This window comes from Parazoarcus communis SWub3 = DSM 12120 (assembly GCF_003226565.1).
Lineage (GTDB): Bacteria > Pseudomonadota > Gammaproteobacteria > Burkholderiales > Rhodocyclaceae > Parazoarcus > Parazoarcus communis.
In genome coordinates, this window is the sequence record NZ_QKOE01000018.1 from 17153 (window position 1) to 37984 (window position 20832).

Below are 20832 nucleotides of genomic sequence, written 5' to 3' on the forward strand. Positions count from 1 at the left end.
ATGTCTTGCCTTGACTCCCCCCACTCGGACTCAATCCGCTTGTGCACGCTCCATCAGGGATTCTCCCTGTTTGGCTCACGCCAGCCTTGTGCCATGATCGCGCCTCAATAAGCTCTGCAAAATTCGAATGAAACGACTGTCGGCCAACCCCTATCTGCTGCTTTCCCTTACCGCCCTGTTCTGGGCGGGCAACATGGTGATGGGGCGTGGCATCCGTGCGGACGTCCCGCCCATCGCACTTGCCTTCTGGCGATGGACCATTGCGTTGGCCCTCGTCCTGCCCTTTGCCTTGCCGCACCTGCGCGAACAATGGCCCCGTCTGCGCAGCGCCTGGCGCCCCCTGCTGTTTCTGGGTGCGCTTGGCGTCGGCAGCTACAACACCTTTGCCTATATCGCACTGCAATACACGACCGCGACCAACGCCACGCTTCTGAACTCCTTCATCCCCATCGCCACCATCGCACTTGCGTTCCTGCTGTTCGGCAAGCGCCTGAGCAGGCTGGAGGCGGCCGGGGTGATCGTCTCCTTGCTGGGGGTCGTCACCATCGTCAGCAGAGGTAGCCTGGACACATTGCTGGGCCTCAGCCTTAACAACGGTGACTTGTGGATGTTGGGTGCCGTACTGACTTGGGGCTTGTACACCGTTGGCTTGCAGTGGCGACCGCAAGGCGTCGATCCGATGCTGATGCTGGCGGCACTGACAGTGATCGGGCTGGCATTGCTCGCGCCCATCTATGCCTGGGAACTGGCCAGTGGCCGGCACATCCAGCTGTCCTTTACCGCCGTCAGCGGCATTCTCTACACCGGCATCTTTCCCGGCTTCATCGGTTATGTGTTTTACAACGCCGGCGTGGCTGCCGTCGGTCCCAGCCGCGCGTCGCTGTTCATTCATCTGATGCCGGTATTTGGCATCATCCTTGCGGCGATATTCCTGGGTGAGCGACCACAGAGTTATCATTTCATCGGAATTGGCCTGGTCTTTGCAGGTATCCTGCTGACCACCCGGAAACCCGCCTCCTAGACCGATGTTCGGAAAACTGCGCAACTGGCTGGGATTTGAGCAGACGCTCGTCGACGTCCCTGTCGAGATGTGGACGCGTGTCGAGGCCCGTCTGCCCTTTCTTGACTATCTCGAGCCGGATGACCGAGCGCGTCTGCGCCTGATGGCACGCCAGCTGCTGGCTGAAAAGCAGTTTCATGGCGCTCAGGGCATGGAGCTCTCCGACGAGATCATGCTTGGCATTGCCCTTCAGGCCTGCTTGCCAGTGCTCAATATCGGACTGCAGGCCTATCGCGGCTGGGTCGGCATCATCGTGTATCCGGGCGATTTCGTCATTCCGAGGCACGAGATGGACGAGGATGGCGTCGTCCACGAATACGATGACGAAGTCCTTGGCGAGGCCTGGGAAGGCGGGCCTGTCATCGTATCTTGGTTTGACGACGGCGGAACCCCCGCACCTGACGGCGTCAATGTGGTGATCCACGAGTTTGCGCACAAGCTTGATATGGAAAATGGCGGTGTCGATGGTCTGCCGCCACTGCCTGCCCACATGTCGAGGCGCGATTGGGCAACCGCCTTCACCGCGGCCTACGATGCGCTTTGCGAGCAGGTCGACAGCGGCGCCGAGCCGGTGCTCGACCCCTATGCCAGCGAACATCCTGGCGAGTTCTTTGCGGTCGCCTCTGAAGTCTTCTTCGAACAGCCCGGTTATCTGCGCAGCGTATTTCCGGCCGTGTATGCCCAGCTGTCGGCCTACTACGGCCTTGATCCAGCCGCGGGCGAGGCTCGCTGCCTGCGCCAGACCTCCACCCTGCCCTCATGATGCCGGCAAAGCGGCTGTTGATTGTCTATCACACCCAGTCCGGCAACACGGGCGCGCTTGCACATGCCGTGTTCGATGGCGCGCGACAGGTCCTTGACGTTGAAACCCGTCTGCTACGGGCCTTTGATGCCGGTCACAGCGATCTGCTCGCTTGCGATGGCGTGCTGCTTGGCACCCCGGAGAACTTTGGCTACATGTCAGGTGCACTGAAGGATTTCTTCGACCGCACCTACTATCCCTGCGAAAACAAGACCAATGGGCGTCCTTACGGCATTTTCGTCAGTGCAGGCAACGACGGCACTGGTGCGGTGCGTGAGATTGGCCGCATTGCCAATGGTTATGGCTGGAAGCTGGCCTGCGAGCCCTTGATCGTGCGTAAGGCGGTCACGCCGGGCGACCTCACTCTCGCGCATGAGCTGGGGGAAGGCTTTGCCACCGCGTTGTCGATGGGCGCATTCTAGTCACCACGTCGCGCAAACCACGGCCTGCCGTGATCAACCAAGTGTTTTCCTGCAAAACGAAAAACCGTTTCATCAAACGGTAACGATAGTTCTTGGCAGCCCCTTCCGTACGGTCTAGTCTGGTAAAACTGTTGCACGCAACAGTCCGCTTTTTTTCCGTAACGGAGGGTGTCTCATGGCTATTACCTGGATTTTGGTTGCCAACGCCAGCCTGGCAAAACTGTACGCGAACCTCGGCCCCAACAAGGGCCTCAAGCTGGTCAAGGAACTCATCCATCCAGAAAGCAGGCAGAAGAATGCCGACCTGGTAACCGACCGACCAGGCAGCATGGGCAGCACCGGTGGCTCGATGCAGCCTCAGACCGAACCCAAGCACTACGAAGCCAAGGTTTTCGCACAGGAGATTGCACAAACCCTCTACCACGGCAGGGCGAAGAATGCCTTCAAGCGCGCCATCATCGTCGCTCCGCCCGCCTTCATGGGCATGCTGAACAACATGCTGGACGCACCAACCGCCCAACTGATCAGCGATCGTTTCGAAAAAGACTACACCAAGACACCGGAGCCTGAACTCGCAAATCGACTCTCGTCCGCCATCTATCTCTGACTTCTTCGACCGTCTCCCGACCTGAGACGATGGTGCGGCTAAAACCGCACCGAAGAGCCGCGGGGCGCTTGGCGCCCCGCATCCATTTTCAGCGACCGAGACCCTTTATGGGCAAGGGTAAGCGCTGCCATCAGATTCCGGGATAATGGCGGACCTATCGACCGCTCCAAGCACATTCATGCCCCGTTTTCCCCACGTCATTTTCGATCTTGACGGTACCCTGATCGATTCAGCGCCGGCCATTCTCGCCAGTTTCCGCGATGCTTTTTCCGCCGTTTCCATGACCCCGGCAGTACCGATTGCAGCGGACATCATCGGCCCACCGCTGACCGAAACACTGGAGTTGTTGAGCGCCAGCCGTGACCCTGCCCTGATCGCGCGCCTGGCCGATGCCTTCAAGGCCAGTTACGACAGCAGCGGCTATCGCCACACCACAGCCTTCGACGGTGTCACCGAGATGCTGCAGCGACTGATGCAGACGGGCGCAAGACTGTCGATTGCCACCAACAAACGCATCTATCCGACCCGCTTGATTCTCGAACATCTTGGCTGGCAGGATTTTTTTGGCGATGTCTATGCGCTCGACCTCTTCACCCCACGTTTGCCGGACAAGGCAGCCATGATCGGGCGTCTGCTCGGTGATCGCGGCATTGCTGCGGATCTGGCCGTCTATATTGGCGATCGCGCCGAAGACGGACAGTCGGCCGATGCCAATCACCTGGCCTTCATTGCCGCGAGCTGGGGCTATGGCAGCCTGACCGCAGCTGAAACTGCGGCACACTGGCAAATGGCAAGCACCCCCGGACAGCTCGCGCAGATGCTGGGCGCCTGAACGCTCAACATCGGCTCAGGCCTGTTTGCCCAACCATCCCTTGCGCAACTGCATTGCACTGGCTGGTGCTTTGGATTGACGCGTCAGCTTTACCGAATCGGCCGTCGGGCTGGCCAGTTCGACGTCAAAGCACATCAACTCGTCCCGCCTGAAAGCATGGACTTGAATGTGGTCCCCCGGCTGACGGCGCTCCAGCATTGCATCCAGTCCGCCGCCGTTCAGCTTCAGTCCGTCAATCGCGATCAACACATCACCGGCGGAGAGCCCGGCTTGTTGCGCCGGGCTGTGTTCATAAACGGTTGCGATACGTGTATCGCCGCTGGTCAGCTTGATGCCGATCGTTGGTGTTGTGCTGGCCGCGTCAAGCGCCAGATCGACCCCGAAAGGCTTGAGCAGCCTGGTCAGCGGCAGATCATCGGTGCCCTCTACCACCTTACGCAGCCAGCGCGCCAATCTTGGCCCCAGGTCGGCTCCGGCAAGCGCTTCGATCGCTGTAAAGATACCGTCTTCCTCAACGCCGGTTCCAGTCTGGCCGTAACGTTGCCACAGCAGACGCATGACATCATCCAGACTGCAACGTCCGGCACTTTCGCTGCGCAATTGCAGATCGAGCGCCAGCGCAATCAGCGCGCCTTTTGCGTAATAGCTGACGATGGTATTGGGTGAGTTCTCGTCCTGACGGTAATACTTGGTCCAGGCATCGAAAGAGGACTCGGCTACGCTCTGATGCTTGCGTCCGGGGCCACGCAGCACATTGGAGATCGTCTTGCCGAGCAGTCCAAGATAGTCATCCGGTGTGATCACCCCCGAACGCACCAGCGCCAGATCATCGTAGTACGAGGTGAAACCTTCGAACGCCCATAGCAGACGGGTATGGTTTTCCACCGCCAGATCGTACGGGGTGAAGGCTGCCGGCTTGATGCGCTTGACGTTCCAGGTATGGAAATATTCGTGGCTGCACAGACCGAGATAGGTCTTGTAACCCTCTGGCATGCCCTTCATGCCCGGCCAGGGCAGGTCCTTGCGGCTGGCCAGCAAGGCAGTCGATGCGCGATGCTCCAGCCCGCCGTAGCCGTCACCGACCACCTGGGTCAGGAACAGGTAGTAATCCATCGGCGGTGGCGCGCCGAAAAGCTCGATCTGCCACTGACAGATCTTGCTCAGATCGGCAGCCAGCCGTTGGGTGTCGCAGTCATGCCGGCCGGTAAACACCATGTCGTGCCGGACACCGCCAGCCTCGAACGCTGCCTGGGTAAACTGCCCCATCTCGACCGGATGGTCGATCAACTCATCGTAGTTCTCTGCGCGGTACAAGCCAAAACCATAAGCCTTGGCTGCGCCTTTTTCGCCGGTCGCCCGCGGCAGCGCAGTCGCGACTTTCCAGTGGCGGCAGGTCTCTCCTTCGGGCCCGGCGATTTCGACCAGGCAGGGCGCATCGGTTTGCCCTGCCACGGCCAGAAAGACACTGGTCCCGTTGAAGAAGCCATGGGTCTGGTCGAGGTGAGCGGCCCGTACCGACAAATCCCAGGCATAGACCTGGTAATGCAGGGTCAGAGCCTGTCCCTGCCTGACCCTGGCAGCCTTCCAGGTGTGCTTGTCCAGCTTGTCGAGCTTGACGGCCTTGCCATTGCTCTCGGCGCGCAGATCAAGCAGGTGACGGGAAAACTCGCGGATCATGTAGCTGCCGGGTATCCATGCCGGCAGGCTGAAGACCTGTCCGGCAGGATCTGGTTCGGTCACCGTGCAGCGCACTTCGAACAGATGCGCTTCCGGGCGCAGGGGGCGGATGAAATATCGGATGGCGTTGGACATGGGGCAGACGCAGACCGTGCAAAATTCGTGGGAAGCCCGATTCTAGGCCGTTTGCCGGCGATTGCCTATTTTTTGTGCAGCACGGAAAAACACTGTCGGCTCAAGGCTCTTCGCCACTGTCCCACAACTTGTCCACAGCTTCACCCACGGTTGGCGGGGATAAGACTTTGGTGTGAACCCTCTGCTTCTGCTTGTGGCAACACGTGCATGTTATGGGCCGTGACCGCCATCAATAACCTGACTTGCCTCGATAACTGTATTTAAATACAGTTATCTGATGTCGCATGATCCTGTCGAACTACACTGCCTGAGCAATTTCAGCTTCCAGCGTGGCGCCTCTCATCCAGAGGAGCTCGTACAGCAGGCGGCTGCGTTGGGCTATCGAGCACTGGCAATCACCGACGAGTGCTCGCTGGCGGGCGTGGTGTGTGCCCATCGCGAGATCCGTGCGCACAGCTTGCCGCTGAAGTTGATCATCGGCAGTGAAATAAACTTGGAGGATGGGCCTGGGCTGGTCGTTCTGGCACGGAACCGTAGCGGTTACGGTCAGTTGTCGCGCTTGATCACTCAAGGGCGGCGTGCCGCTGACAAAGGCCGTTATCGACTGCTGCGCAGCGATCTCGATACAGGACTGAGCGATTGTGTCGCCCTGCTCCTGCCCAGTGGTGACCACGTACGCGACCGGGACGATGCCCACTGGCTGGGCACGTATTTTTCCACACGAGCCTGGATCGTACTCAGCGTGCTGTATGACGGTCATGATTGCGCTCATCTGCAGGCCTTGCGTCAGTTGTCGGCTATCAGTGGACTGCCACTGGTCGCAGCAACCGGTGTGCTCATGCATGATGCGGCTCGACGTCCGTTGGCCGATGTGCTGACGGCAATCCGCCTGCACGTCCCCGTCAGCAAGGCTGGCCTCAGGCTCGCGCCCAATGCCGAACGGCGTTTGTTGTCCAAACCCCAGTTGCAGCAGCGTTATCCGGCCGACGCCCTGGCCGAGGCCCAGCACATCGCCGATCTGTGCCATTTCAGTCTCGATGAGCTGCGTTACGAGTATCCGGAAGAGTTGGTACCTGCGGGTGAAACGGCCGCCTCATGGTTGCGCCGGCTGGTGGAGGCCGGTTTGAGCTGGCGCTACCAGCGTGTTGCGTCGCCAGCCGAGGCGCTACGGAATGAACGCAGCACGACAACCGATGTTGTCCCCGCCAAAGTCCGCACCCAGATCGAGTCCGAACTCGCACTGATCCGCGAGCTCGAGTACGAAGCCTACTTCCTGACGGTGCATGACATCGTCCGTCATGCGCGCAGTGTCGGCATCCTGTGCCAGGGACGGGGATCGGCCGCAAACTCTGCAGTGTGCTGGGCGCTTGGTATCACCGAGGTCGATCCCTCGCTGGGTATCATGCTGGTCGAGCGTTTCATCTCGCGCGAACGCAATGAGCCGCCGGATATCGACGTCGATTTCGAGCACGAACGCCGCGAGGAGGTCATCCAGTACATCTACCGCCGCTACGGGCGCGAGCGTACCGCGCTGGCCGCCACGGTGATCCGTTACCGCGCCCGCAGTGCAGTGCGGGATGTCGGCCGTGCGCTGGGCTTCGAAGACACACAGATCGAGCGTCTGACCCGCGACCGCTTCTGGTTTGATGGGGCTCGCGTCCTGCCCGAGCGGGTACGCGAAGCCGGATTTGACCCGGATAGCCCGCCGGTGGTGCAGTGGCTCGAGCTTGCGCACAACCTGATGGGTTTTCCCCGGCACCTGTCCCAGCATGTCGGCGGCTTTGTCATTGCCCGTGGGCGGCTCGATGAACTGGTACCGATCGAGAACGCGGCCATGTCCGGACGCACCGTCTTGCAGTGGGACAAGGACGATCTCGACACCCTGGGCCTGCTCAAGGTGGACGTGCTGGCGCTTGGCATGCTGAGCGCACTGCGCCGGGCGCTTGATCTGGTATCGCAATGGCGTGGCCGGCCGATGAGTCTGGCCAACATCCCGCGCGAGTCGGACGCGGTGTACCAGATGGTGTCGCAGGCCGACACCATCGGTGTCTTCCAGATCGAGTCGCGCGCGCAGATGACCATGCTGCCCAGGCTCAGGCCTGCACGTTTCTATGATCTGGTGGTCGAGGTTGCCATCGTTCGTCCAGGTCCGATTCAGGGTGGTATGGTGCATCCCTACCTGGAGGCGCGTGCACGCAAGGCACGCGGTGAAGATCCGCTGGCAGATTTGCGTCCCGAGATCCGCGGCGTGCTCGAACGGACCTTGGGCGTACCCATCTTTCAGGAACAGGTGATGCAGCTGGCGGTGGTCGCCGCAGATTTTACCGGTGGCGAGGCCGATCAGTTGCGCCGGGCAATGGGGGCCTGGCGCCGCAAGGGTGAGCTCGAGCGCTACCGTGCTCAGTTGCTGGCTGGGCTGGACAAGAACGACTATGAGCCTGAGTTTGCCGAGCGTCTGTGCCGGCAGATCGAAGGTTTCGGCAGCTATGGTTTTCCGGAATCGCATGCGGCCAGCTTTGCGCTGCTGGTCTATGCCTCGGCCTGGCTCAAGTGCTTCGAACCGGCCGCCTTCCTCTGCGCCCTGCTCAATAGCCAGCCAATGGGCTTTTACTCACCTTCGCAGCTGATTCAGGACGCCCGCCGGCATGGTGTCGAAGTGCGCCCGCCCGAGGTTAACGCCAGTGCCTGTGATTCCACGCTGGAAGCCCAGGATTCGGTCACCGCGGTCGAGCAGGCCGCCTCCACGCCGGCTGTACGGCTCGGTCTGTCGATGATTCGGGGCCTGTCGCTGGACAGCGCGCAACGCATCGTGACCGCACGCGGGGCCCGACCCTATGCCGATGTGGCCGATCTGGCCCAGCGCGCACGACTGGAACCCGCCGTACTACAACGCCTGGCGGCGGGTGGTGCCCTGCGTCTGCTGGCCGGGCATCGTCGGCAAGCGGTGTGGCAGGCCGCCGGCAATGCCCCCCTGCCCGGCATTCTGAACGGCACGGCCGCGCCGGAGACAACACTGGCCCTGCAACAGCCCAGTGAAGCCGAGGAGTTGCACGCCGACTATCACCGTCTTGGCTTCACCCTTGGCCGTCATCCACTCGCGTTGTTGCGCGATACGCTGCGCGGGCTGCGTTTTCTGTCGGCAAGCGAAATCATGCAATGCAGCGACCGGATGCTGGCGCGCGGAGCCGGCATCGTGACCTGTCGGCAACGTCCCGGCACTGCCAAAGGTACCTTGTTCATCACACTGGAAGACGAAACCGGCCTGACCAACGTCATCGTCCGCCCCGAACTGATCGAACGTCAACGCCGGGCCCTGCTTGGGGCCCGCCTGCTCGGCGTCTACGGACAGATCAGCCGCCAGGGTCAGGTCGTGCATCTGATTGCGGGCAGGGTGGTCGATCATTCCGCGATGCTTGGGCTGCTCGATGTTCATAGCCGGGATTTTCATTGAGGCTTGAACAACACGCTGAACCTCCGGATAAAAACCACTTCACGACAAAGGTTTTGGTTGAGCTTGTAGCAAGGGGCGCGCCTTTTCTGTTCAGGGCAGGCGATCTGAATTATTTTTTCATTTATAAATAGATAGTTATAAAAACGCCTTAATGCAGCACTTACTGGCATTCATTATGCTTTGAACAGGACAACCCCGACAGAGGAGTCCTTCCCATGCAACAGAGCGCAGCGCCCATCACCCGTGAAGCCGCATTGCGGATCGCCCTGGCCGGCCGGGCCATGCCCGGCATCTCCCTGCCCCTGCTCATCGACGTCTTGCAAAACCGTATCGGCAAGGATGAGATCGACGCCGACGACCTGCGTACGGTCACCGTCACCGACCTGAAAACAGCCTTCGCCAGCGCGGATGGCGAGGAGGATGGCGAGGACATCGGCATTGGTCTTGAAGCCATGAAGCTGGCTGTACGCATCTTGTGGGGTGACACCGAAGGCGAGAACCTGCCCCCGATCCAGCCCTATGACGAGGGCGACATGCCAGACTCAGTTCGGGTCGCGCTGGCGTCAGACAGCGGTGAGGCATTGAATGGGCACTTTGGCTCCTGTATGCGTTACCTGGTCTATCAGGTATCCGCACAGGAGACCCGTCTGGTAGGGGTGCGTGACGCACTCGAGGCCGATTTTGCCGAAGACAAGAACGGTTTTCGCGTACAGCTGATCTCCGACTGTCACGTGCTGTACGTGGTATCGGTAGGCGGCCCCGCCGCGGCCAAAGTCATCAAGGGGGGCATCTACCCGATCAAGCGCATCGAAGGCGGCGCCGCAGCCGAGGTGCTGGCCGAGTTCCAGCAGATGATGACGCAGTCGCCACCGCCCTGGCTGGCCAAGATCCTGGGCGTCGATGCGGGCCAGCGGCTGAAGAACTACAACGCCGCCACCATCGACGAGTGAACACGAATGAGCACGGATGAGGAGTGAGCGCCATGGCTGACAAAGACTACCCGCGCATCATCACCGACCTGATCGCCAACGCCATCAGCAGCTCACGGGTGACTGGCGAGAACAGTCGCGTCACCCGGCTGGTGGCCGGCAGTGTCGAGCGTTTTGCCGCCGAGCTACGTCACGGCGGGCGTGACGACGAGGCCCGTGAGCTGGTCGAGCTGGCTGCAGGCCTGCTGGCCGACTACGACGGCGCCGAGCTCGTGCCCGCCCTCACCGCAACCGTCGATGCAATGGCCGCACGTCCCTGACGCCGACCGCCGACACCCGCACACAGGAGTCATACCATGCAGGACACCGCAATCCACACCGACCGTCTTGGTCAGGCCGTTGAAGTCGGCGATGAAGTTCGTGTGCTGCACGTCAGCATCGACCCGGACATCGACGACGACGAGCGTGAAATGTTCGAGTTCATGATCGGCTCGACCTGTGAGGTCGAGCGCTTTGACGAGGCGGGCCGCGCCTGGGTCACCATGTGGTGGAGCACCGGTGACGGCAATGCCACCACCAGCATCGGGCTCGCCCCTTTCCAGATGGAGCGGGTACGACAGGCCGCACGCTGAGGGCAGACAACACAAGGGCCGGTTACCCGGCCCTTGTCACATCAAGGCACGACAGCCTTACAGGTTCTCAAGGCGGATGCGCTTCACCTTGCCCTGCACCACCGGCAGCGACTCAATACGTGCGATCGCGGCATTGGCGTTCCTCTCCACCGTCAGGTGGGTCAGCATGATGATGTCGGTCTGGGCCTCACCCTCGGCCGGTTCTTTCTGAATCATCGCGTCGATCGAGATCTCGCTGTCAGCCAGAATGCGGGTGATGTCGGCGAGCACGCCCGGCTTGTCCTCAACCCGCATGCGCAGGTAATAGGAGGTTTCCACCTCGTCGATCGGCAGCACAGCGATGTCCTGCACCTGATCGGGCTGGAAGGCCAGATGCGGCACCCGGTGTTCCGGGTCGGCCGTATGCAGGCGGGTGATATCCACCAAGTCGGCGATCACCGCCGAAGCAGTGGGCTCGGCACCGGCGCCCTTGCCGTAATACAGCGTGGCACCGACCGCATCAGCCTGCACCAGCACCGCGTTCATCGCACCTTCGACATTGGCAATCAGGCGCTTGGTCGGAATCAGTGTCGGATGCACGCGCAGCTCGACACCGGCCTCGCGCTTGCGGGCGATACCCAACAGCTTGATGCGATAGCCGAGCTGTTCGGCGTATTCGATATCGGCCGACTCCAGCTTGGTGATGCCTTCGACGTACGCCTTGTCGAACTGCATCGGAATACCGAAGGCGATCGCGCTCATGATCGTGGCCTTGTGTGCGGCATCGACGCCTTCGATGTCGAAGGTCGGGTCGGCTTCGGCGTAGCCCAAGGCCTGCGCTTCCTTCAGCACATCGGCAAAGGGCAGGCCCTTGTCGCGCATCTCGGACAGGATGAAGTTGGTGGTGCCGTTGATGATGCCGGCCAGCCACTGGATGCGGTTGGCCGTCAGGCCTTCGCGCAGCGCCTTGATGATGGGGATGCCACCGGCCACCGCAGCCTCGAAGGCCACCATCACGCCCTTTTTCTGCGCGGCCGAGAAGATCTCGTTGCCATGCACCGCCAGCAGCGCCTTGTTGGCGGTGACGACATGCTTGCCGTTCTCGATCGCTTTCAGCACCAACTCGCGTGCCACGCCGTAGCCGCCGATCAGCTCGACGACGATGTCGATCTCGGGGTCGGTGACGACGGAGAAGGCGTCATCGGTAAGCCTGACGCCCTCGCCCGCCACCTTGCGGGCAAGTTCGAGGTTCTTGTCCGCCACCGTGGTAATGCGAATCGGCCGGCCCGCACGGCGGGTGATTTCCTCTTCGTTGCGTTTGAGGACGGTAAAGGTGCCGCCGCCGACGGTACCGATGCCAAGCAGGCCCACGTTGATCGGTTTCATGCAGTGTTTCCGTGTTGGTCGTTGAGGATGAAAGGCAAGTGCCGCGGCTCAGGTGCCGTGACGCTTGCGGTAATGCTCGAGGAAGCGCGCGATCCGCCCGACAGCGTCGCGCAGATCATCCTCGTGCGGCAGGAAGACGAGCCGGAAGTGATCCGGGTGCGGCCAGTTGAAGCCAGTGCCCTGCACCAGCAGCACCCGCTCTTCTTCCAGCAACTCGGCGATGAAGGCCTGATCATCCACGATCGGGTAGATCTTGGGATCGAGCCTGGGGAACATATACAAGGTGGCCTGCGGCTTCACGCAACTGACCCCCGGAATGGCGTTGATCAGCTCCCAGGCCAGGTCGCGCTGGCGACGCATGCGTCCACCTTCGGCCACCAGGTCGTCGATGCTCTGATACCCCCCCAGTGCAGTCTGGATCGCGTACTGGCCCGGAACGTTGGCACACAGACGCATCGAGGCCAGCATGTTCAGGCCTTCGATGTAGTCCTGCGCCCGACGTTTGTCACCACACACCACCATCCAGCCGGCACGGTAGCCGCAGGAGCGGTAGTTTTTCGACAGTCCATTGAACACGATGGTGAGCACGTCTTCCGACAGTGCAGCCACCGAGGTGTGGCTGATGCCGTCATACAGCACCTTGTCATACACCTCGTCGGCGTACAGGATCAGGTCGTGTTCACGGGCAAGCTGGATGATGTCCTTGAGCACCGCGTCAGGATACACCGCACCGGTCGGATTATTCGGGTTGATGATGACGATCGCGCGGGTGTTGGGCGTGATCTTCGCCCGCATGTCGGCGATGTCCGGCATCCAGCCCGCCCCCTCGTCACACAGATAGTGAATCGGCTTGCCCCCGGACAGGCTGACGGCCGCCGTCCACAGCGGATAGTCCGGTGCCGGCACCAACACCTCGTCACCCGCGTTGAGCAGCGCGTTCATCGCCATCACGATCAGCTCGGACACACCGTTGCCAATGTAGATATCCTCGATGTCCACACCCTTGATGCCCTTCTGCTGGGTGTAGTGCATTACCGCCTTGCGCGCTGCGAAGATGCCCTTGGAGTCCGAATAACCGGCCGAATTGGGCAGGTTGCGGATCATGTCCATCTGGATTTCTTCGGGCGCATCGAAGCCGAACGCAGCCAGATTGCCGATGTTGAGCTTGATGATCTTGTGCCCTTCGTCTTCCATCTGCTTGGCGCGAACCAGTACCGGACCACGGATGTCGTAACACACGTCGGCAAGCTTGGCGGACTTGCGGATGGGGCGCGCGGCGGCGGCCTCGGCCTTGACCACGATGTCGGTGGGTGCCGTTGCCAGATTCAGTGTCGTCGCCGCTTTCATGTCCTGCCATCCTTTAGGGTGTTGCCCCGAAACACCGCGGGGCGCTCGGTACGCTTGATGCCGTCGGCCGGAATGCCGCACGCGCACAAGACGGAAAAGATTGTTATCTTAGCCGCGACGCCGCGTTGCGGCAATTTACCCTTGACCCTCCCTCCAGAATCCAGCATGAAGCTTCATCTCGACCAGACCGGCAGCACCAACATCATCACCGGCTACGGCGCCGACCACCTGATGATCAACAAGGTCCGCCACGACGGCAACCTGATCGTCACCGACACCGAGATCCACACCGGCTGGGCCACAGACGGTTTCGAACAGCTCGGCACCGAAGACATTGCCCGCCTGTGCGAACTCGGCCGCGAGATCGTGCTGATCGGTACCGGAAAGCGGCAGCGTTTCCCCGCACCACACCTGCTCCGCCCCCTCATGGAAGCCAGAATCGGCTTTGAAATCATGGATCTCGCCGCAGCTTGCCGAACCTACAACGTGCTGGTGGGCGAAGGCCGTGCCGTGGCAGCGGCACTGCTGTTCGACCCACGCTGAGGCCAGGCGTACCGACGCGACACGGCCTCTGTCACCAATTTGCAATTGTCACGGCGGCCCTTCCTCCATTACGCTGGATGCAAGGCATCCATCCCGGAGACATCGAATGACCAACGCTGCACTGCCCGACTTCAGCCTGCCGGCCACCGCCGGAACCACCGTCTCGCTGTCTGCCCTGCGCGGCAGCAAGGTGGTGCTTTATTTCTATCCCAAGGACAACACGCCGGGCTGCACCAACGAGACCAAGGACTTCGGTGCACTGCATGCTCAGTTTGCCGCTGCTGGCTGCAAGGTCTTCGGCATTTCGCGTGACAGCCTGAAGTCGCATGAAAACTTCAAGGCCAAGCTCGAACTGCCTTTCGAACTGATCTCCGACGCTGAAGAAGTCGCCTGCAACGTATTCGGCGTGATCAAGATGAAGAACATGTACGGCAAGCAGGTGCGCGGCATCGAACGCAGCACCTTTGTGCTGGCCGCCGACGGCTCGGTTGCACGTGAGTGGCGTGGGGTCAAGGTTGCCGGTCACGCCGAGGAAGTGCTTGCCGTCGTCCAGTCGCTCTGATCGATTTCTTTCTCAAAGGTCCTCGAACATGCCAGAAGCCACCGCCAAGAAGCCGACCCGCCGCCGCGCTGCCGCACCGAAGACCAAACTGTTCGTGCTCGACACCAATGTCTTGATGCACGACCCCACCAGCCTCTACCGTTTCGAAGAGCACGACATCTACGTGCCGATCATGACGCTGGAGGAACTCGACAACAACAAGAAAGGCATGTCCGAGGTCGCGCGCAATGCGCGCCAGGCCAGCCGGATGATGGACGAGATCGTCTCGTCCTCGCCTGATGGCATCGAAGCCGGCATTGGGTTGAAGGCGCCCTCGCATGATCTGGCTGCAGGAAAACTCTTCCTCCAGACCGAGGCCATCAACGTTACCTTGCCGGCCGCTCTGCCCACTGCCAAGGGTGACAACCAGATCCTGGCCGTGGTGATGTACCTGGCCGAGAAGGAGCCCGGCCGTTCCGTCATCCTGGTGTCCAAGGACATCAACATGCGGATCAAGGCTCGCGCGCTGGGCCTTGAGGCGCAGGACTACTTCAACGACAAGGTCCTTGAAGACACTGACCTGCTGTACACCGGAACCCGTGAGCTGCCAGCGGATTTCTGGGACACGCACGCCAAGGGCATGGAGTCGTGGAAGAACGAGGGCCATACCTATTACCGACTCAAGGGACCCTTGACCGGCGATCTGCTCATCAATGAGTTTCTGTACCAGGATGGCGACCGTCCGCTCGAGGCGTGGGTCAAGGAGCAAAGCGGACGTACCGTGGTGCTCGAAACCCTGACCGATTACAGCCACCACAAGAACAACGTCTGGGGCATCACTGCTCGCAACCGTGAGCAGAACTTTGCGCTCAACCTGCTGATGAACCCGGAGATCGACTTCGTCACCCTGCTCGGCCAGGCTGGCACCGGCAAGACCTTGCTGACGCTGGCGGCTGGGCTGACCCAGGTGCTGGAGACCAAGCGCTATTCTGAAATCATCATGACCCGGGTGACCGTACCCGTTGGCGAGGACATCGGTTTCCTGCCCGGCACCGAAGAAGAAAAGATGGCGCCATGGATGGGCGCACTCGAGGATAACCTCGACGTACTCAATGGCACCACTGGCGAAGGGGGCGATTGGGGGCGTGCGGCCACCCGAGACCTGATCCGCAGCCGGATCAAGATCAAGAGCCTCAATTTCATGCGCGGCCGCACCTTCATCAACAAGTACCTGATCATCGACGAGGCGCAGAACCTGACACCGAAGCAGATGAAGACCCTGATCACGCGTGCCGGTCCGGGTACCAAGGTGGTGTGTCTGGGCAACATCGCCCAGATCGACACCCCCTATCTGACCGAAGGCTCGTCCGGGCTGACCTTCGCGGTCGACCGTTTCAAGGGCTGGCAGCATTCCGGCCACATCACACTGCAACGCGGTGAGCGTAGCCGTCTGGCCGACCACGCAGCAGAGGTTCTGTAAACTGACAGGCCAATGACGGCGGCTGGCCGACAATCGGCCGTCGTCATCTCGCACCCGCGCGCCCGGTTTCCCGGCTGCAGCCGGATCCTTCGATCGAAAGCTTGCGGCAGATCAGTCCCGAGGCTGCGCCAGCCTCTTATAATCCGAAAGTTGCCTTTCGATGACCCGCCCATGACTGCAAGCGCACCCGAGATGCTGGTCGGTGCCAGTTCGGATTTCCTGAAGCGTTTCTCGCCCTTCAACCGGATGGAGCCCGAGGCACTCGCCTTCCTCACTCAGCGGGCCGTGCTCGCGTTTCATGCCCGCGGCAGCGAGGTCCTGACTCCAGAAATGGGCCAGGCGCGGCACTTCTACATCATCCAGCGTGGCAAGATCCAGTCACGCCAGACCGGTGCGACGGCAGTCACCGAATACGCCAGCATGACGATGGGGCCTGGTGAATGCTTCCCCATCGGAGCGGTGTCGGCCAGCCGGCCTTCCACCAATGCCTACATCGCGGTCGAGGACAGCTTCTGCTTCCAGATCAGTGCGGACGACTTCATGCAGTTGATGCAGATGAGTCCGGTGTTTCACCTGTTCTGCACCCAGTACATTGCCAGCCTGCTCAACCAGTCGCGCCAGCAACTGCAGACGACCTTCTCGCAGCGAGCTGCCGAACAGCAGACCATGACCACGCCGCTGCTGCAACTGGTCAAGAAAAAGCCGATCTTCGTCTCGCCCGATACCGCCACCCGCAGTGCGCTGGAAAAAATGGCCGAATCGCGTATCGGTTGCATGGTGGTTGCCGATCCCGAAGGTCATCCGTTGGGTATCCTCACCCAAAGCGATCTGCTACCTCGCCTGCTGCTGCCTGCCTTCGATCTGTCGCGCCCGATCAGCGATGTGATGACGGCCAACCCACACCAGCTACCCGGCACTGCGTCGGCCTACGACGCCGCACTGGAAATGGCCACGCATGGCATTCGCCACCTGCTGGTCATCGACAGCGAGGGACGGCTGCAGGGCGTGGTATCCGAGCGCGACTTGTTCTCGCTTCAGCGCATCAGCTTGCGTCAGATCCGTGCCGGTATCGAGAGCGCCAACGACATCGATGCCCTGCAGCGGGCGAGCAAGGATATCCGTCAACTGGCGCTGAACCTGATTGCACAGGGCATTGGCTCGGAACAGCTCACCCAGTTCATCTCTGCGCTCAATGACGCCCTGACCCGCCGCATCATCGTACTGGCGCAGGCGCACCATGACCTGTACGGGGTGGATTATGCATGGGTTGCATTCGGCTCCGAGGGTCGCCACGAGCAGACGCTGTCGACCGATCAGGACAACGGCATCATCTGGATTTGCCCCGAGTTTGACCAGGTTGGTCCACTGCGCGCCCGCCTGGTCGCATTCGCTGCCGAGGTCAACAAGCACCTCGCCGCCTGTGGGTTTCCACTGTGCAAGGGCAATATCATGGCCAGCAACCCGGAGCTATGCCTGACCCTCGACGAATGGCGCAATCGCTTCGGCAGCTGGATACGGGAGCCGGATCCCCAGGCCTTGCTCAATGCCTCGATCTTCTTCGACTTCCGCGTCATACACGGCAACGAGCGCCTGGGCGACCAGCTCCGCGCCTGGCTGAACAAGACCACGAAGTCCAACTCTGCCTTCCAGCGCATGATGGCCGGCAATGCACTACAGGTGGTGCCACCTCTTGGCCGTATCCGGGATTTCGTTGTTGACGACGATGGCACCATCGACCTGAAGAAATCCGGTGCCCGCCTGTTCGTGGACGTCGCGCGCATCCTCGCCCTGCGCACCGGCATCGAATCGAGCAGCACGGTGTATCGACTGCGTCAGGCAGCGGTCAAGATGGGCGTGCCACCCGAAGAAGTTGCAGCCATCATCGATGGCTTCCATTTCATCCAGCTTTTGCGCCTTCGCTCCCAACACCTGGAGACCGAACACGGTTCGCCGAGCGATAACAAGATCAATCCGGATACCCTCAACGAGCTTGACCGCCGCATTCTCAAGGAAGCCTTTCGTCAGGCTCGCAAGCTGCAACTACGCCTGAAGCTGGATTACCAGCTGTGAACTGGCTCGCCAAGCTCATTGCCGGCCGTAGCGATGGCGGCATTCAGGACCCAGCCGTTGCGGAAGCGCTGGAGCAATGGCGGGCGCTCGAAGTTGCCGACCCTACCCGGCCCCACTTCGAAACCCGCTACACCGTGCTCAATACCGAAGCGACCGGACTGAACCTCGAGCAGGACAGCCTGCTTGCGGTCGCAGCAATCGCCATCGACGAAGGCCAGATCGCGCCGTCTCAAAGCTACTATGCGCCACTGACCCCCGAGCCCGTCGTCACGCTCGCCAATCTCTTGTCTTTCTGCGGGAAAGGGCCCGTCATCGCCTTCAATGCCGCGTTCAATCGCAGCATGCTTGAACGTGCTTTCGAAACCCATCTTGGTTTCGTGCCGGAACTGCTGTGGCTGGATCTCTATGTGTTGCTGCCTGCATTGTTTCCCGAGCGCATCGATCATCCTGCCCGTCTCGCTGACTGGATGAACAGTTTCGGCATTGAAACCTTTCAACGCCACCATGCCCTTGGTGATGCCTGGGCCATTGCGCAACTGGCGCTCGCGGCGAACAGCCGCGCACTCTCGAGCGCCTATGGCAGTGCAAGGGCGTTGGCTGACATGGAAAGAATGCGACGGCAGCTTCGCCGACAGAGCTGAAATCATGACGCTGCACAAGGATTCGCCAGCCACACGGGCCTTGAACGCCTCCTACATCGCCAGTTTTAAGGGTTTACTCTTAAACAACAGCTGGGTATAGTCCAGCGCGATGCAGAAAAGAGCCTTCCTTCTCGCGCTCCACCTTGCGCTCTGGGGCGCGCCGGCCACCGCTGACAATGCTGTGCCCACCTCCCCGGACCTGTTCGACCGCTATTCGTCAGCGGCGCAGGAACTCGTCAACGAAGGCCTTAGCTACATTGGCGTCCGCTACCGCTTTGGCGGCACCTCACCTGAAACCGGTCTCGATTGCAGTGGCATGGTGCAGGCAGTGTTCCGCAATGCTCTGGGCCTGAACCTGCCGCGCACCGCGCACGAGATGGCCCGTCAGGGCGACAAGGTTGGCCGGCAGGAACTCAAGCCAGGTGATCTTGTGTTCTTCAACACCATGCGCCGTGCGTTCTCGCACGTCGGCATCTATATCGGTGACGGTCAGTTCGTGCACGCGCCTTCCAGCGGCGGCGGCGTACGAGTCGAAGACATGAGCGCCCAATACTGGACCAAGCGCTTCAATGGCGCACGGCGCCTGGTTGACGAGACCACGCCGGTCATCACCCACTCAAACGGACATTGAGCCCGTCGCTAGTCGGATCAGTGGCGATTGCGTCGCTTCATCGTCACAGCTTCCGGGCAGTTGCTGCACTTCTCGCATGAGTCCTTCGGCATCCGTTTGTCGAGCGCCTGTTGCAGCGCGCATACCGATCGGCGACAACAGACAACGTCTACGCCTTCACGGTTGGCTGCTTCGCGAAAACGCTGCATCACGTTGTGCCCAAGGAAATCGGTAAACAGGATCACCATCTGCACACCTGCGGGCAGCGGCGCGGTACGACGCTGGTGGGTGGTGTCCCGACCCGATACATGAGCGGCAATACGGATACCAAACTGGTTCAGGATGTCGGGGATGTTTCCCAGGCGGTCGGCACCTACGATCAGCGCATTCATGCGAAACCTCTAAGTGAGAGTGATTATCATCCATGATAACTCACCTGGTTTAATTTGCAACTGCGACTTGTTCTCGTTATTATCACTACAAAGATTTACTTCACTCTCAAGAGGCAGTCGCTCCATGATCAAGAAGGTTCTTGTTTCCGCCCTGCTCGCTGGTTTCGCGCTCAACGGCAGTGTTGCAAACGCCGCAGACACCGAAATCAACATCTACTCAGCGCGCCACTACCAGACCGATGAGGCCCTTTACGGCAACTTCACCAAACAGACCGGTATCAAGGTGAACCGGATCGAGGCCAAGGAAGACGAGTTGCTCGAGCGCCTGCGCAACGAAGGCGCCAACAGCCCGGCCGATGTGTTCATCACCGTGGATGCTTCCCGGCTGGCGTTTGCCGACCAGATGGGTATCTTTGCACCGGTCAAATCCGAGGTGCTCGACAAGCGGATTCCGGCGCACCTGCGTGCAACCAACTGGTATTCGTATTCGAAGCGTGCCCGCGTGATCGTGTACAACAAGGATCTGGTTCAGGGCGATCAGGTACAGACCTATGAAGCGCTGGCCGACCCCGCACTCAAGGGCAAAGTGTGCACCCGCTCGGGTAGCCATCCCTACAACCTGTCGCTGGGTGCAGCACTGATCCAGCACAATGGCGCAGAAAAAACCGAACAATGGGCCAAGGGCATTGTGGCCAACTTCGCCCGTGCCCCCAAGGGCGGAGATACCGATCAGATCAAGGCGGTGGCTGCGGGCGAATGTGGCGTCGCCATCGCCAACAGCTACTACCTTGCCCGCCTGATGAACTCCACCAAACCGGAAGACCAGGCTGTGGTTGCCAAGGTGGTGGCGGTGTGGCCCAACCAGAAGACCTCGGGCACCCACATCAACGTCTCTGGCGCAGGCATGCTGAAAAACGCGCCCAACAAGGGGGCAGCGGTCAAGTTCCTCGAGTATCTGGCATCGGACGAAGCCCAGACCTACTTCGCCGATGGCAACAACGAGTGGCCCGTGGTCGAGGGCGTCAAGGTCAGCAACGCAGCGCTCGACAAATTGGGTCCGTTCAAGGAAGACACTCTGTCGATCGGCAAGCTGGCCGATACCGTTGGTGAAGCACAGAAGATCTACGATCGCGCCGGTTATCGCTGATCCTTGCTGACTCTCCCAAAGCCCCATCATGGCCTTGTGCCAGATGGGGCTTTGTCATATCCGGAATGGACTCATCATTCTTTCGCTGCTCCGAATGCATCTCGAACGCAGTCGCTGAGGCGTCAGGCAGCCTGGGCCAACGAACCGTA

Annotated in this window: 20 protein-coding genes; 16 read left to right on the forward strand and 4 right to left on the reverse strand. The window is 60.8% G+C overall.

What is annotated here, in order from left to right; genetic code table 11:
- Positions 1-127 precede the first annotated feature (127 nt).
- The 5 genes from DNK49_RS18585 (at position 128) to DNK49_RS18605 (ending at position 3723) form a co-directional block, all read left to right on the forward strand.
- The gene (locus DNK49_RS18585; RefSeq protein WP_110528104.1) at positions 128-1021 is read left to right on the forward strand and encodes a DMT family transporter; all 894 of its coding nucleotides are present in this window, start codon (positions 128-130) and stop codon (positions 1019-1021) included.
- A gap of 4 nt (positions 1022-1025) precedes the next feature.
- On the forward strand, positions 1026-1823 hold the full coding sequence (locus tag DNK49_RS18590; protein ID WP_110528107.1) for a M90 family metallopeptidase: 798 nt from the start codon (positions 1026-1028) through the stop codon (positions 1821-1823).
- Positions 1820-2284, forward strand: a complete 465-nt coding sequence (locus tag DNK49_RS18595; protein ID WP_110528110.1) for a flavodoxin family protein — start codon at positions 1820-1822, stop codon at positions 2282-2284. The genes DNK49_RS18590 and DNK49_RS18595 overlap by 4 nt, the downstream gene beginning before the upstream one ends.
- 175 nt (positions 2285-2459) lie before the next feature.
- Positions 2460-2891 carry a host attachment protein gene (locus DNK49_RS18600; protein ID WP_110528113.1) on the forward strand — a complete coding sequence of 144 codons (432 nt, stop codon included), beginning with the start codon at positions 2460-2462 and terminating at the stop codon, positions 2889-2891.
- A 178-nt stretch (positions 2892-3069) separates the two neighbouring features.
- On the forward strand, positions 3070-3723 hold the full coding sequence (locus DNK49_RS18605) for an HAD family hydrolase (RefSeq protein WP_110528116.1): 654 nt from the start codon (positions 3070-3072) through the stop codon (positions 3721-3723).
- 15 nt (positions 3724-3738) lie between these two features.
- On the opposite strand, the gene DNK49_RS18610 is transcribed toward DNK49_RS18605, so the two are convergent.
- Positions 3739-5535, reverse strand: a complete 1797-nt coding sequence (locus DNK49_RS18610; RefSeq protein ID WP_110528119.1) for a M61 family metallopeptidase — start codon at positions 5533-5535, stop codon at positions 3739-3741.
- 277 nt (positions 5536-5812) lie between these two features.
- On the opposite strand from DNK49_RS18610, the gene DNK49_RS18615 reads away from it, so the two are divergent.
- The 4 genes from DNK49_RS18615 (at position 5813) to DNK49_RS18630 (ending at position 10547) form a co-directional block, all read left to right on the forward strand.
- Positions 5813-8986: an error-prone DNA polymerase gene (locus tag DNK49_RS18615; protein WP_110528122.1), complete on the forward strand. Its 3174-nt coding sequence runs from the start codon at positions 5813-5815 to the stop codon at positions 8984-8986.
- A gap of 215 nt (positions 8987-9201) precedes the next feature.
- Complete coding sequence (locus DNK49_RS18620) at positions 9202-9936, forward strand: dinitrogenase iron-molybdenum cofactor biosynthesis protein (protein ID WP_110528125.1); 735 nt, start codon at positions 9202-9204, stop codon at positions 9934-9936.
- A gap of 32 nt (positions 9937-9968) precedes the next feature.
- Positions 9969-10235, forward strand: coding sequence for a hypothetical protein (locus tag DNK49_RS18625; RefSeq protein WP_110528128.1), 267 nt, complete (start codon positions 9969-9971; stop codon positions 10233-10235).
- Positions 10236-10271: 36 nt separating this feature from the next.
- Complete coding sequence (locus tag DNK49_RS18630) at positions 10272-10547, forward strand: S1 domain-containing protein (protein WP_110528131.1); 276 nt, start codon at positions 10272-10274, stop codon at positions 10545-10547.
- Positions 10548-10604: 57 nt separating this feature from the next.
- Here DNK49_RS18630 and DNK49_RS18635 read toward each other — a convergent pair whose 3' ends face one another.
- Positions 10605-11912: a homoserine dehydrogenase gene (locus DNK49_RS18635; RefSeq protein ID WP_110528134.1), complete on the reverse strand. Its 1308-nt coding sequence runs from the start codon at positions 11910-11912 to the stop codon at positions 10605-10607.
- A 48-nt stretch (positions 11913-11960) separates the two neighbouring features.
- A complete protein-coding gene (locus tag DNK49_RS18640) occupies positions 11961-13259 on the reverse strand; it encodes a pyridoxal phosphate-dependent aminotransferase (protein WP_110528137.1) in 1299 nt (432 codons plus the stop codon).
- A 165-nt stretch (positions 13260-13424) separates the two neighbouring features.
- Here DNK49_RS18640 and DNK49_RS18645 point away from each other — a divergent pair, with 165 nt between their 5' ends.
- The 6 genes from DNK49_RS18645 (at position 13425) to DNK49_RS18670 (ending at position 19165) form a co-directional block, all read left to right on the forward strand.
- Complete coding sequence (locus tag DNK49_RS18645) at positions 13425-13802, forward strand: Mth938-like domain-containing protein (RefSeq protein WP_110528139.1); 378 nt, start codon at positions 13425-13427, stop codon at positions 13800-13802.
- A 106-nt stretch (positions 13803-13908) separates the two neighbouring features.
- The gene (locus DNK49_RS18650) at positions 13909-14364 is read left to right on the forward strand and encodes a peroxiredoxin (RefSeq protein ID WP_110528142.1); all 456 of its coding nucleotides are present in this window, start codon (positions 13909-13911) and stop codon (positions 14362-14364) included.
- A 28-nt stretch (positions 14365-14392) separates the two neighbouring features.
- Positions 14393-15823, forward strand: coding sequence for a PhoH family protein (locus DNK49_RS18655; RefSeq protein WP_110528145.1), 1431 nt, complete (start codon positions 14393-14395; stop codon positions 15821-15823).
- Between the two features lie 171 nt (positions 15824-15994).
- Positions 15995-17893, forward strand: coding sequence for a DUF294 nucleotidyltransferase-like domain-containing protein (locus DNK49_RS18660; RefSeq protein WP_110528150.1), 1899 nt, complete (start codon positions 15995-15997; stop codon positions 17891-17893).
- Positions 17890-18534 (forward strand): 3'-5' exonuclease, encoded by a 645-nt coding sequence (locus DNK49_RS18665; RefSeq protein WP_110528153.1) that lies wholly within the window; start codon positions 17890-17892, stop codon positions 18532-18534. Before DNK49_RS18660 ends, DNK49_RS18665 begins: the two co-directional genes overlap by 4 nt.
- 109 nt (positions 18535-18643) lie before the next feature.
- A complete protein-coding gene (locus tag DNK49_RS18670; protein WP_110528156.1) occupies positions 18644-19165 on the forward strand; it encodes a C40 family peptidase in 522 nt (173 codons plus the stop codon).
- A 17-nt stretch (positions 19166-19182) separates the two neighbouring features.
- Here the strand turns inward: DNK49_RS18670 and DNK49_RS18675 are convergent, their stop codons facing one another.
- The gene (locus DNK49_RS18675; RefSeq protein WP_110528159.1) at positions 19183-19536 is read right to left on the reverse strand and encodes a DUF2325 domain-containing protein; all 354 of its coding nucleotides are present in this window, start codon (positions 19534-19536) and stop codon (positions 19183-19185) included.
- A 124-nt stretch (positions 19537-19660) separates the two neighbouring features.
- On the opposite strand from DNK49_RS18675, the gene DNK49_RS18680 reads away from it, so the two are divergent.
- Positions 19661-20683 (forward strand): Fe(3+) ABC transporter substrate-binding protein, encoded by a 1023-nt coding sequence (locus DNK49_RS18680; protein WP_110528162.1) that lies wholly within the window; start codon positions 19661-19663, stop codon positions 20681-20683.
- Positions 20684-20832: the final 149 nt, after the last annotated feature.